This window comes from Sulfuricaulis sp. (assembly GCF_041499725.1).
Classification (GTDB): domain Bacteria; phylum Pseudomonadota; class Gammaproteobacteria; order Acidiferrobacterales; family Sulfurifustaceae; genus Sulfuricaulis.
The window spans coordinates 20,542-32,062 of the sequence record NZ_JBGQKW010000024.1; the positions used below are offsets into that span (position 1 = coordinate 20,542).

The window sequence follows — 11,521 nt, forward strand, 5'->3', positions numbered from 1 at the left end:
GGATTAATTCTGCGTCTTGTCCTTTTTGATCATCGCGTAGGCCGAGTGGTTGTGGATGGATTCGAAGTTTTCCGATTCCACCACGTAGGCATCGATGCGGTCATCCTCGTTCAACACAGCAGCCACGTCGCGAACCATGTCCTCGACAAACTTGGGATTGTCGTAGGCGTGCTCGGTGACGTATTTCTCGTCCGGGCGTTTCAGCAGGCCGTAAAGCTCGCAACTTGCCTGTTTTTCCACCAGATCGATCAGGTCCTCGACCCACACGAAAGTATTGGTACGCACCGTCAGCGTGACGTGCGAACGCTGGTTGTGGGCGCCGTACTGGGAAATTTCCTTGGAGCAGGGGCAGAGACTGGTGACCGGCACGACCACCTTGATGGTCATGGCATCCTGGCCGCCGTGGATTTCGCCGATGAAGCTGACCTGGTAATCCATCAGGCTCTTCACGCCGGACACCGGCGCGGCCTTGTTGATGAAATACGGGAAACTCATCTCGATGTGCCCGGTATCGGCTTCCAGGCGCCGGCTCATTTCCGCCAGCATGCCCTTGAAGGATTCCACCGAGATTTCAATGTCGTGGCTGTTCAGAATCTCGACAAAGCGCGACATGTGGGTACCCTTGAAGTTGTGCGGCAGCTCCACGTACATGTTGAAACACGCGACGGTATGCTGCACGCCCTGGGAACGATCCTTGACGACCACCGGGTGACGCATGTCCTTGATCCCGACCTTGTCGATCGGCAGGTGGCGCAGGTCCGGGCTGTTCTGGACGTCGGCGATGAGGTCGATGACTTCGGTTTTGCTTTTGAGCTTCATAACAGGGTTTCTCTACTTCCCAAGCGGACGCCAATGATGTAGTAGTTGAGCGATCCAGTCAAGATTAGGCAGATTCCCGGTGCACGGGGGTTTCCGCCGGGGCATGACGCAGGATCGTACGCCGGATTCCGGCGGCATCCAAGCCGCACCGCGCGAGTTGTTCCCGGTGATCGCCGTGCTCGATGAAGCGGTCGGGGAGTCCAAGATTGACGACGCGCGTCGGGAGGCCCGCGGCCATCAGACATTCATTGATGGCGCTCCCGGCTCCGCCGGCCACGACGTTTTCCTCGACCGTTACCAGCAGGTCGTGGGTGCGGGCCAGTTCCCGCACCAGTTCTTCATCCAGCGGTTTCACGAAGCGCATATTGACCACGGTGGCGTTGAAGGCCGCGCCCGCCTCCAGCGCCGGTGCCAGCATGCTGCCGAAGGCGAGCAGGGCGATGCGCTTTCCTTCGCGCCGGACCTCGGCCTTGCCGATGGGGAGCGTCAGCAAGGCCGGATCGACGGCCACGCCCGGTCCGGCGCCGCGCGGATAACGCACCGCGGCCGGGGTGTTGAGCTGAAAACCGGTGGTCAGCATCTGGCGGCATTCGTTTTCATCGGCCGGTGCCATGACCGTCATGTTCGGCAGGCAGCGCAGATAGGAAAAATCGTAACTGCCGGCATGCGTTGCCCCATCCGCGCCTACCAGTCCCGCGCGGTCAATCGCCAGCAGCACCGGCAGCTTCTGCAAGCAGATGTCGTGGATCAGCTGGTCGTAGCCGCGCTGCAGGAATGTGGAGTAAATCGCCACCACCGGCTTCATGCCATCGCAGGCCAGCCCCGCGGCGAAGGTGAGCGCGTGTTGCTCGGCAATGCCGACGTCGAAATAGCGCGTCGGAAAACGTTCGGAGAATTGCACCAGCCCCGAGCCTTCGCGCATCGCCGGCGTGACGCCGACCAGGCGCACGTCGCGCGCCGCCATGTCGCACAGCCATTCGCCGAATACCTGCGTGTAAGTCTTGCCCGAGGGTTTTTTCTCCATCTTGCCGGTGGCGGGATCGAAGGGCGTGACGCCGTGATACACGCAGGGATCGCCCTCGGCCGGCTGGTAGCCCTTGCCCTTGCGGGTCACGACGTGGAGGAAACGCGGGCCCTTGTGGCCACGCAGATTCCTGAGCATGCGGACCAGCGCATGCAGGTTGTGCCCGTCCACGGGACCGAAATAGTTGAAGCCCAGCTCCTCGAACAGCGTGCTCGGCATGACCATGCCCTTCATGTGCTCCTCCACGCGCTTGGCCAGCTCCCACATCGGCGGGATGGTGGAGAGCACGGTCTTGGAGCCCTCGCGCATATGGCTGTAGACCTTGCCCGAGAGGATGCGCGCGAGGTAACTCGACATCGCGCCGACGTTGGGCGAGATGGACATGTCGTTGTCGTTGAGGATGACGAGCAGATTCGCGTCCATGTTGCCGGCGTTGTTGAGCGCCTCGAACGCCTGACCTCCCGATAAGGCGCCGTCGCCGATCACCGCCACCACTTGGCGTTCGGACGCGGTGCGCGCCGCCGCCACGGCCATGCCGAGCGCGGCGCTGATCGAGGTGCTGGAGTGGCCGACGCCGAAGGTGTCGTATTCGCTTTCATCGCGACGCGGGAAACCGGAGATGCCGTCCGTCTGGCGCAGTGTGCCCATGCGTTCGCGCCGCCCGGTCAAGATCTTGTGCGGGTAAGTTTGGTGGCCCACGTCCCACACCAGCCGGTCTTCGGGCGTATTGAACACGTAATGCAAGGCGATGGTGAGTTCCACCGTGCCCAGACCCGCAGACAGGTGCCCGCCGGTGCGCGACACGCTGCCGATCAGAAACTCGCGGATTTCCTGCGCCAGGCAGGGAAGATCGTTTTCGTCCAGACGTCGCAGATCTTCGGGACCGTTTATGGTATCGAGCAAGCGGCGGTCAGGCATGGATTTTTTGGTCATTGACGGCGTTCGATGATAAAACCGGCCAGCTCGGCCAATAGGCGGCCATTATCCCCCAAAGGTGCCAGGCTTTCGAGGGCTTGAGACTTCAAGGCCTTGGCGCGGGCTTTGGCCTCGGAAAGACCCATCAGCAGCGGGTAAGTGGGTTTCCCGCGCTCGCGGTCCACCCCGGGTTTTTTGCCGAGCGTCTCCGCATTGCCTTCCACGTCGAGGATATCGTCGGTGATCTGGAATGCGAGGCCGATCGCATGACTGTATTTTTCAAACGCCTCCAGTTTTGCCGCTTCGACGCCCTCCCGGGTGAATGCCCCGAGTAGAACGGAAACCCGGATCAGCGCGCCGGTTTTCCGCAGATGCATGTCTTCGAGTTGCGCCAGTGTCAGCGTCCGGCCGCCGGAGGCGAGATCGATCGCCTGGCCGCCGGCCATGCCGTGCGCGCCGGCGGCCTGTGCCAGCAGCGCGATCATGCGCAGGCGTTGCGCCGCGCCGATCGTCAGCGTCGGGTCGTTCGCCAGAATCTCGAAAGCGTAAGACTGGAGCGCATCGCCGGCGAGCAGCGCCGTGGCTTCATCGTAGGCCTTGTGACAGGTCGGCTTGCCGCGGCGCAGGTCGTCATTGTCCATGCACGGCAGGTCGTCGTGCACCAGCGAGTAGGCGTGGATCAGTTCCACCGCGCAGGCCGGCACATCGAGCGCGCTGTCCGGCGCGCCAACCGCCGCGCCCGCGGCGTATACCAGGCTCGCGCGCACGCGCTTGCCGCCGTCGAGCGTGACGTAACGCATGGCCGCGTGCAGGTGCGACGGTGATGTGGTGGCAGATAGCAGACGCGCATCCAGCGCGCGTTCCACGCGCGTCTTGAAACGCCTGAGACGATCGGTGAAAGCGGGCAATGCGGGTTTACTCGTCTTTGTCTCGCAACGGCTCGGTGGTCAACTCGCCGTTCTTGCTCACCAGTTTTTCCACGCGCTGTTCGGCGTCCTTGAGGCCTTGCTGGCAGGCGCGCGTCAGCTCGATGCCGCGCTGGAAGGACTTCAGCGACTCTTCCAGCGTCTGTCCGCCGGACTCCATTTTTTCCACGATCTTTTCCAGTTCCGCGAGGGCGGCTTCAAAGTCGGGTTGGGTGCTGGATTTTTTCGCCACCGGGGCTCCTAAAGGCATAGGCAAAGAAAGGGTAAACTAGCGCGTGCGCCCAAGGGCGTCAATTCGCCGGATTTCACCGCATGGGCGATGCCAAGCGCCGTGACAAAAGCGAATCATATCAGTTGTCGGCATAGCTTTCGTGCCACGACACTAAGGAACATCTGATCAAGTCTCCCGTTCGCCCTGAGCTCGTCGAAGGGTGAACGGGAAATACCGTCAATGGGAGGCGATTCGTCCGTTCATGGTTCGACAGGCTCACCACGAACGGACTTGGTCAGAGCATCCCTAACCATGTAGTTTGCGCGTCCGAGCTTGCGGTTTATTCCGCCGGCCCGTTGACCTGAATCAAGGCCAGTGACGTGCCCGCCTGATACGAATGTGCACCATTTATAGGTGTTCCGGGAGAAATTCTTCGGCATGAAATACGTACGGCTGACCGGGCAGTGGCTGTTCCTGCGCCTGGAGAAAATATTTAACGCCGTATTCGGCGACCGGCTCAATCCCCTGTATCACCTCGGCGCGATCGCCTATTTCATGACCTGGGTGGCGGTGGTGACCGGTGTCTATCTGTACGCCTTCTTCGATACCGGTGTGAAAGAGGCTTATGCTTCCGTCGAGCACATCACGCGCAACCACTGGTATATCGGACAGGTGATGCGCGGCCTGCACCGCTACGCCTCCGACGGCATGGTGCTGGCGATGGGACTGCACTTGCTGCGCCACTTCGCGTTTGACCACTACCGCGGATTCCGCTGGTTTTCATGGGTCACGGGTATCGTCGTGCTGTGGCTGGTGTACGCCTCCGGGGTCGTTGGCTTCATGCTGCCGTGGGATCGTCTGGCGCAATTTGTCACGATCGCCACGTCGGAATGGCTCGACTGGCTGCCGCTGTTCACCGAACCGATGGCGCGCAATTTCCTGCGCGAGGGCAGCGTCAGCGATCGCCTGTTCTCGCTGCTGACGTTCATGCACATTGGCATTTCGCTGATCCTGCTGTTGGTCCTGTGGATACACACGCAACGCGTGGCCAAGGCCGCCACCAACCCGCCGCGGTATCTGGCCGTGCCGCTGCTGGTGGCGATGATCGTGTTTACGCTGGTGTGGCCGGTGTGGAGCCAGGGACCGGCGAACCTGGACACGGTGGTCACGTCGCTCAAGCTCGACTGGTTTTATCTTTTGATGTATCCGCTGATCTATGCCTGGTCGCCGAAACATTTGTGGTGGCTCGTCATCGGCGGCACCGGCCTGCTGGCTTTGTTGCCGTGGTTGCCACCGCAACGCCGGCGCATGGGCAAGGAATTCCTGCTTACCATTCGTCCCGGCGATGAGACGGTGGCGGCAAGGTCGGGCGAGACCATCCTCGAAACCGGTCTGCGCGCCGGCATCGCGCTGCCGTTCGAATGCCGCAGCGGCGGTTGCGGCGTCTGCAAGTGTACCGTGCTGCAAGGCACGGTGGATCATGGCGTGTATCAGCAAAGCGCGCTCACGGAGGATGAAAGGCGCGCGGGCAAGGTCCTGATGTGCTGCGCCACGCCGCTGTCCGATCTGGATATCGAATGCGAGAACATCGGCGCCACGAGCGACATCCCGATCCGGACCTTCATGGCGCGCGTGCAACAACTGGAACGGTTCACCGACGACGTCATGCGCGTGCTGCTCAAACCGCTCGACCCGGAACCCATCCGGTTTCATGCCGGGCAATACATCAATATCGTGCTCGAAGACCGCGAGCGGCGCGCGTTTTCCTTCGCCACCGCGCCGCACGAAGCCGAGTTGATCGAACTGCACGTCAAGCTGGTGCCCGGCGGTGCGTTCACGACCTACGTCTTTAACGCGATGAAGGTGGGCGACACCCTGCGCTGCGAGGGGCCGCTGGGTTCATTTTATCTGCGTGAAGATTCCGACCGGCCGATTATCTTCGTCGCCGGTTCCACCGGCTTTGCGCCGGTGAAGAGCATGGTGGAGTATGCGTTCCACGCCGGCCTGAAGCGCCCCATGCATCTCTACTGGGGCGTGAAATCGCTCAAGGATTTTTATATGAAGGAATTACCCGAGCGCTGGGCGCGAGAGCACGACAATTTCAAATTCATCCCGGTGCTGTCCGAGCCGGGTCCCGAAGATCGCTGGGAAGGACGCACAGGTTCTGTGCACGAGGCAATTCTCCAGGATTTCCCGAACATGACCGGTTGCGAGGTCTACGCCTGTGGTTCGGTGGGCATGGTCGAGACGGCGCATTCCGCTTTTCTGCAAAAGGGCATGGCGGAGGACCGCTGCTTCTCCGATGCCTTCAATTTTGCGCCGCATATCAAGGGACAGGCCGGCGAGATAGTGCAGACGTCAGACTGAGTTTCCGTATTTACTGCTCAAAAGCTGCAGGTCTTTGGGAAAAAGGGGCGCAACGTCCGCTTCCGACTGCGGTCATTCTCCGATCTCTATATTTTGTCGAACCACTACGCGAGTTCTCATCTCGCCACTTTCCTTGGACCAATAACACTAGAGGGCGCCACATGGCGCCCTCTAGTGTTACCTTTACTATTAATGGTGGAGGTGGCGAGAATCGAACTCGCGTCCGCAAGTCCTACATCCATGGTTCTACATGCGTAGTCTGTCTTCGATTTGACTCAGCGTGTTCCGGCAGACAGGACCATCGCTGAGCTGAGCCTGCTTGGATTTAGCGCTTGCTCAACAGGCACGAGCCGGCGCGATCCTGTGTAATCGACCTTTCGATCCCGGCCCACAGGCGAAACGTAGGCGAAAGGTTAGCGGGGATTAAGCCGCTAAGGCGTAGTTGTCGTTGTTGGCAACTATAAGTTTGCAGCTGGATTTACGAGGAGATCTGCACCTCGGCATGCCCCAGAGGTTTCGTAACCCACGTCGAAGCCAGGTCACCCCCCGAAACGTTTACAGTATATCCCATCGTGGATGGGATGTCCTTTTTATTGGGGATGAATGCACCAAGTTTCAATGCGTTGTTTCGTCACCGCTGATTTTTTCACGAAACCATTTGTTTCGTAGACTATCGCAGGCTTGACATTTAAATTAAACGAATGTTTAATTAATGCCATGTCACGCACGGCTAAGAAATCCGGCACGCGGGCGCGACGCCGCCCCGGCCGGCCGGAAGGTACGGCGCACCGCGAGGCGGTGCGCGTGGATCTGCTGCGGGCGGCGCGCGAGCTGTTCGCCAAGCGCGATTTCACCGCCGCCTCGGTGCGCGAGATCGCGGCCGCGGCGCGCGTGAACCCGGCCATGATCCATTACCATTTCGGCGACAAGGACGGGCTCTACCGCGCCATGCTCGAGGACACCCTGGGGCCGATGATGCGCCGGCTGCAGGCGCTCACCGAGGAACCGGGCAACGCGCGCGAGGCGGTCCCGTTACGCGAGGTGCTTGCCGGCGTCATGACCACGTTCGCGCGCGAGCCGTGGCTGGCGCGCCTCATCGTGCGCGAGGTGTTGGCGGAGGCGGGGCCGTTTCGCGAAACCTTCATCCGCGAAATCGCCCCGCGCGCCGGCGGACGGCTGCCGAAGCTGCTTCGCCGCGCCATCGAGCAAGGCCAGGTGCGCGCCGATCTCGATCCCACGCTCGGCACCTTGTCCTTCATGAGCCTCGTGGTGTTTCCCTTTATCGCGCTGCCGATTGCGGAGAAGGTATTGGGGATACGCATGACGGACGCCTTCGTCGAGCGCCTCATCGATCACAGCACGCGGATGTTCTACGAGGGCGCCGGGCAGAAACAATCCCGGAACGCGTCTCGCTGATTTTCATATCACGTGGCATGGATATTGGACACGGATGACATGAAACGCTTCGCCAAATTAGCCATCCCGATCGTGACGGTTCTGATCGCGGCGGCCGTCGCCGGTTGCGCGGTCGGTCCCGATTTTCGCGAACCTGAAACTCCGAAGGTCAATTCCTATACCTCAACGGCGTTGCCCGAGGAAACCGCGACGACTCCGGGTCGCGCCGGGGCGGCGCAACGTTTCGTGGCGGGGGAGGAGATCTCGGCCCAGTGGTGGACGCTGTTCCATTCCGAAGCACTCGATCGCCTGGTCCGCCAGGCTTTGGCCGACAGCCCCTCGCTCGCGGTTGCGCAGGCGAGGTTGCGCCAGGCGCAGGAGAATCTGCGCGCCGAGGTCGGCGTGGTTTCGCCAAGCGTGGACGCGAAGCTCTCCGCACAGCGCGAGCGGTTTTCGCCGACGGCGTTCGGCCAGCCGAACACGCCGTCCACGGTTTTCAATCTATACAACGCCTCGGTCGGGGTGTCCTATACCTTCGACGTCGGTGGCGGCTGGCGCCGCGAGCTCGAGGCGATGCGTGCGCAGGTCGACTACCAGAGTTTCCAACTGGAAGGCGCGCATCTCGCGCTGACCGCCAATATCGTCACCACGGCCATCCGGGAGGCTTCGCTGCGCGCGCAGATGCAGACGGCCCAGGAGATCGAGGCGCTGCAGCAGAAGGAACTCGATATCACCGAGAATCAATTCAAACTGGGCGGGGCGAGGCGTTCCGACGTGCTCGCCCAGCGCGCCCAACTGCTGCAAACTCGCGCGACCCTGCCGTCGTTGGAGAAAGAGCTGGCGCTGACGCGTCATCAATTGGCGGTGCTAGCGGGCAAGTTCCCCGGCGAGGCGGACTTGCCCGAGTTCACGCTGGACACGCTGGAGTTGCCGCAGCAACTCCCGGTAAGCCTGCCGTCCATGCTGGTCCGGCAACGGCCGGATATCCGGGCCGCTGAGGCGCTGCTGCACCAAGCGAGCGCGCAGGTCGGTGTCGCCACCGCCAACCTCTATCCGCGGATCACGCTTTCCGGCAGTTACGGTACCCAGGCGAACAGCACGGCCGACTTGTTCGGTCCCACCACCGGCATCTGGAACGTCGGCGCGTCGCTGTTGCAGCCGTTGTTTCACGGAGGCGAACTCACGGCCCGGCGCCGCGCCGCGGTCGCCGCCTACGATCAAACCGTTGCCCAATATCGCGACACGGTGTTGCACGCGTTTCAGAACGTGGCCGACACGCTGCGCGCGCTCGAGGTGGACGCGCGCACGCTCAAGCTGCAGACCGAGGCCGCATCGATCGCGCGCGACACGTTCGACCTGACGCATAAAGAGTTTACGCTCGGGGCGGCGAATTCTCTCTCGCTGCTCAACGCCGAGCGTCAATATCAGCAGGCGCGTATCAGCTTGGTTCAGTCCCAAGCCCTACGCTACGCGGATACCGCGGCGTTGTTTCAGGCGCTCGGCGGCGGTTGGTGGAACCGATCTAATGAATCCGCGGCCGAAGGCCGCAACGGCTCGCTCCCTTCTCCCCTTGAGGGAGAAGGGGTGGGGATGAGGGGTGATCCCCCTCACCCTCTCCCCTCTCCCGCGAGGGGAGAGGGGAAGTAGGTGAGCGTCTTCATTTAAGAAGGAAAGGAAAACCGATCAATGAAAAAACCTCCCAAGAAAGTTCTCATCCCCGTCGTCGCCGTCATAGTGATCGGCGCTGCGGTGGCGGCGTACTTTATGTTAGAGAAACCGTTCCGGTACGCCGGCACGCTGGAAGCCACCAAGGTCGACCTGTCCGCGCGCTTGGCCGCCGCCATCGATCAGGTTCGGGTACACGAGGGAGACCGGGTCAAGGTGGGTGAAACGCTCGTTACCCTCGCGTGCGAGGATTACAAGATCGCCGCGCGTCTGGCACACGAGAACTACGACCGCAACTTCAAGCTCTCGAAGATCGGTTCCGTCAGCGCCGAGACCATGGATCAGATGCGCAACCACAGGGACGACGCCGATGTCCGGCTCGCGTGGTGTTCCATCGAATCGCCGATCGAAGGTAAGGTATTGAGCCGCTATCACGAACCCGGAGAGTGGGTGGCGCCGGGAACCAAGATCGTCACGCTCGCCGACATCCGTGACATCTGGGCTTATATTTATGTCCCCCAGTCCAAGGTCGCGCAACTCTCGCCGGGGATGAAACTCAAGGGATATCTACCGGAGCTCGGCAATCGCGGATTCGACGGCACCATCCTGAAGATCAACGACGAAGCCGAGTTTACGCCGAAGAACGTCCAGACCCAGGCTGAGCGGGAACGTCTCGTCTTCGGCGTCAAGGTGAGTTTCCGCGATGCCAATGCCGAAGAAATCCTCAAGCCCGGCATGACCATCGAAGTGCAACTGCCGAACGAGAAACGATGACCGGCCAGTTCTCCATCCGCGTCAATGAAGTGAGAAAGAAGCTCGGGTCGAACCAGGCCCTCGCGGGCGTTTCGCTGGAGTTCGCGGAAGCGAAGATGCACGGCATCATCGGCCCGGAAGGCGCGGGCAAGACCACGCTGATGCGGACCTTGCTCGGCTTGCTCCGGCCCGACGCGGGAAGCGTCGAATATCGGGAAGACGGCGTGCCGCTCGAATTCGAAGCGGTGCGTTCGCGCATAGCGTACATGCCGCAGCAGCAGAGCCTGTATCCGGATCTCTCCATCGACGAGCACCTGGAATTCTTTCGCGCGCTGTACCAGATTCCGCCGGACGAATTCCGGACGCGGCGCGAGGAGCTGCTCGAGATCACCCGCCTGGGAGAGTTCGTGGACCGCGCCGCGGCGCAGCTGTCGGGCGGGATGTACAAGAAACTGGGCCTCATGTGCGCGCTGCTGCGCTCGCCCGAGATCATGCTGCTGGACGAGCCCACCAACGGCGTCGACCCGATCAGCCGGCGCGAGTTCTGGGAACTGCTGTACCGGCTGGCCGACCGGAAAATCCTGATCCTGGTGGCGACCGCGTACATGGACGAGGCCGAGCGTTGCTCCGTGGTGCACCTGCTGGAATCGGGCCGGGCGGTCGCCGAAGGCGAGCCGCGCGAGATCCTGGCGCGCGAGCGGGTGCGCACGTTCGACGAGCTGTTCCTGAAGCACGCGGAGATCGCTTCGTGAACGACGAACCGGCCGTCGCGGTATCGAAGCTCACGGTGAAGTTCGGCGACTTCACGGCGGTGGATGACATCAGCTTCACGGTGAAGCGCGGGGAGGTTTTCGGATTCCTCGGCGCCAACGGCGCCGGCAAAACGACGACGATCCGGGTACTGTGCGGGCTGTTGCCGCCGACCTCGGGGGAGGTGACGGTCGCCGGCGTCGGGTTCGACACCGGCGAGATGGCCATCAAGCGCAAGGTGGGGTACATGTCGCAGAGGTTCACTTTATATAACGATCTCACCGTCGAGGAGAACTTCGCGTTCATCGCGAGCCTGCGCAAGCTCGACCGCGCGACCTTCCTGAAGCGCCGCGATTTCATTCTGCATTTCATTTCATTTCAGCGACCGCTGAACTCATTCGTCAAGGACCTGCCCGGCGGCATCAAGCAGCAGGTCTCGCTCGCGGCCTCGATGCTGCACGATCCTGAAATCGTGTTTCTCGACGAACCCACCGCGGGGGTAACGCCGGCGGCGCGGGCGCGCTTCTGGGCGCTGATCCGCGACCTCGCGGCGCAGGACAAGACGATATTCGTGACCACGCACTACATGGACGAGGCGGAGCAGTGCGACCGCATCGCGCTGATGCGCACCGGGCGGATCGTGGCGCTCGATACGCCGGCGCAGCTCAAAAAAGCGGTGTTTCCGGGGCAGCTGTA

The 11,521-nt window shown here is 61.9% G+C and carries 10 protein-coding genes and 1 other RNA gene; 6 read left to right on the forward strand and 5 right to left on the reverse strand.

Annotated features, from left to right (window positions below; translation table 11 throughout):
- Nucleotides 1-3: 3 nt before the first annotated feature.
- From folE2 to ACC569_RS06165, 4 genes are all read right to left on the reverse strand, one after another.
- Entirely contained in the window at nt 4-819 is an 816-nt protein-coding gene (gene folE2, locus ACC569_RS06150) for a GTP cyclohydrolase FolE2 (protein ID WP_372522621.1), read from the reverse strand.
- Between the two features lie 64 nt (nt 820-883).
- Nucleotides 884-2,761: a 1-deoxy-D-xylulose-5-phosphate synthase gene (gene dxs, locus ACC569_RS06155; protein ID WP_372522622.1), complete on the reverse strand. Its 1,878-nt coding sequence runs from the start codon at nt 2,759-2,761 to the stop codon at nt 884-886.
- Nucleotides 2,762-2,772: 11 nt separating this feature from the next.
- The gene (locus tag ACC569_RS06160; protein WP_372522623.1) at nt 2,773-3,666 is read right to left on the reverse strand and encodes a polyprenyl synthetase family protein; all 894 of its coding nucleotides are present in this window, start codon (nt 3,664-3,666) and stop codon (nt 2,773-2,775) included.
- A gap of 7 nt (nt 3,667-3,673) precedes the next feature.
- Complete coding sequence (locus ACC569_RS06165) at nt 3,674-3,916, reverse strand: exodeoxyribonuclease VII small subunit (protein WP_372522624.1); 243 nt, start codon at nt 3,914-3,916, stop codon at nt 3,674-3,676.
- 417 nt (nt 3,917-4,333) lie between these two features.
- Between ACC569_RS06165 and ACC569_RS06170 the strand changes: the two genes are divergently transcribed.
- A complete protein-coding gene (locus tag ACC569_RS06170; protein WP_372522625.1) occupies nt 4,334-6,262 on the forward strand; it encodes a 2Fe-2S iron-sulfur cluster-binding protein in 1,929 nt (642 codons plus the stop codon).
- Between the two features lie 193 nt (nt 6,263-6,455).
- On the opposite strand, the gene ssrA is transcribed toward ACC569_RS06170, so the two are convergent.
- Nucleotides 6,456-6,809: a transfer-messenger RNA gene (gene ssrA / locus ACC569_RS06175) on the reverse strand.
- A 170-nt stretch (nt 6,810-6,979) separates the two neighbouring features.
- On the opposite strand from ssrA, the gene ACC569_RS06180 reads away from it, so the two are divergent.
- The 5 genes from ACC569_RS06180 to ACC569_RS06200 form a co-directional block, all read left to right on the forward strand.
- Nucleotides 6,980-7,678, forward strand: a complete 699-nt coding sequence (locus ACC569_RS06180) for a TetR/AcrR family transcriptional regulator (RefSeq protein ID WP_372522626.1) — start codon at nt 6,980-6,982, stop codon at nt 7,676-7,678.
- Between the two features lie 39 nt (nt 7,679-7,717).
- Nucleotides 7,718-9,304, forward strand: coding sequence for an efflux transporter outer membrane subunit (locus tag ACC569_RS06185; protein ID WP_372522627.1), 1,587 nt, complete (start codon nt 7,718-7,720; stop codon nt 9,302-9,304).
- A 39-nt stretch (nt 9,305-9,343) separates the two neighbouring features.
- Nucleotides 9,344-10,096, forward strand: coding sequence for an efflux RND transporter periplasmic adaptor subunit (locus tag ACC569_RS06190; protein ID WP_372522628.1), 753 nt, complete (start codon nt 9,344-9,346; stop codon nt 10,094-10,096).
- Complete coding sequence (locus tag ACC569_RS06195) at nt 10,093-10,827, forward strand: ABC transporter ATP-binding protein (RefSeq protein ID WP_372522629.1); 735 nt, start codon at nt 10,093-10,095, stop codon at nt 10,825-10,827. The genes ACC569_RS06190 and ACC569_RS06195 overlap by 4 nt, the downstream gene beginning before the upstream one ends.
- On the forward strand, nt 10,824-11,521 hold a 698-nt coding region (locus ACC569_RS06200), incomplete at its 3' end, for an ABC transporter ATP-binding protein (protein ID WP_372522630.1). The genes ACC569_RS06195 and ACC569_RS06200, both read left to right, overlap by 4 nt.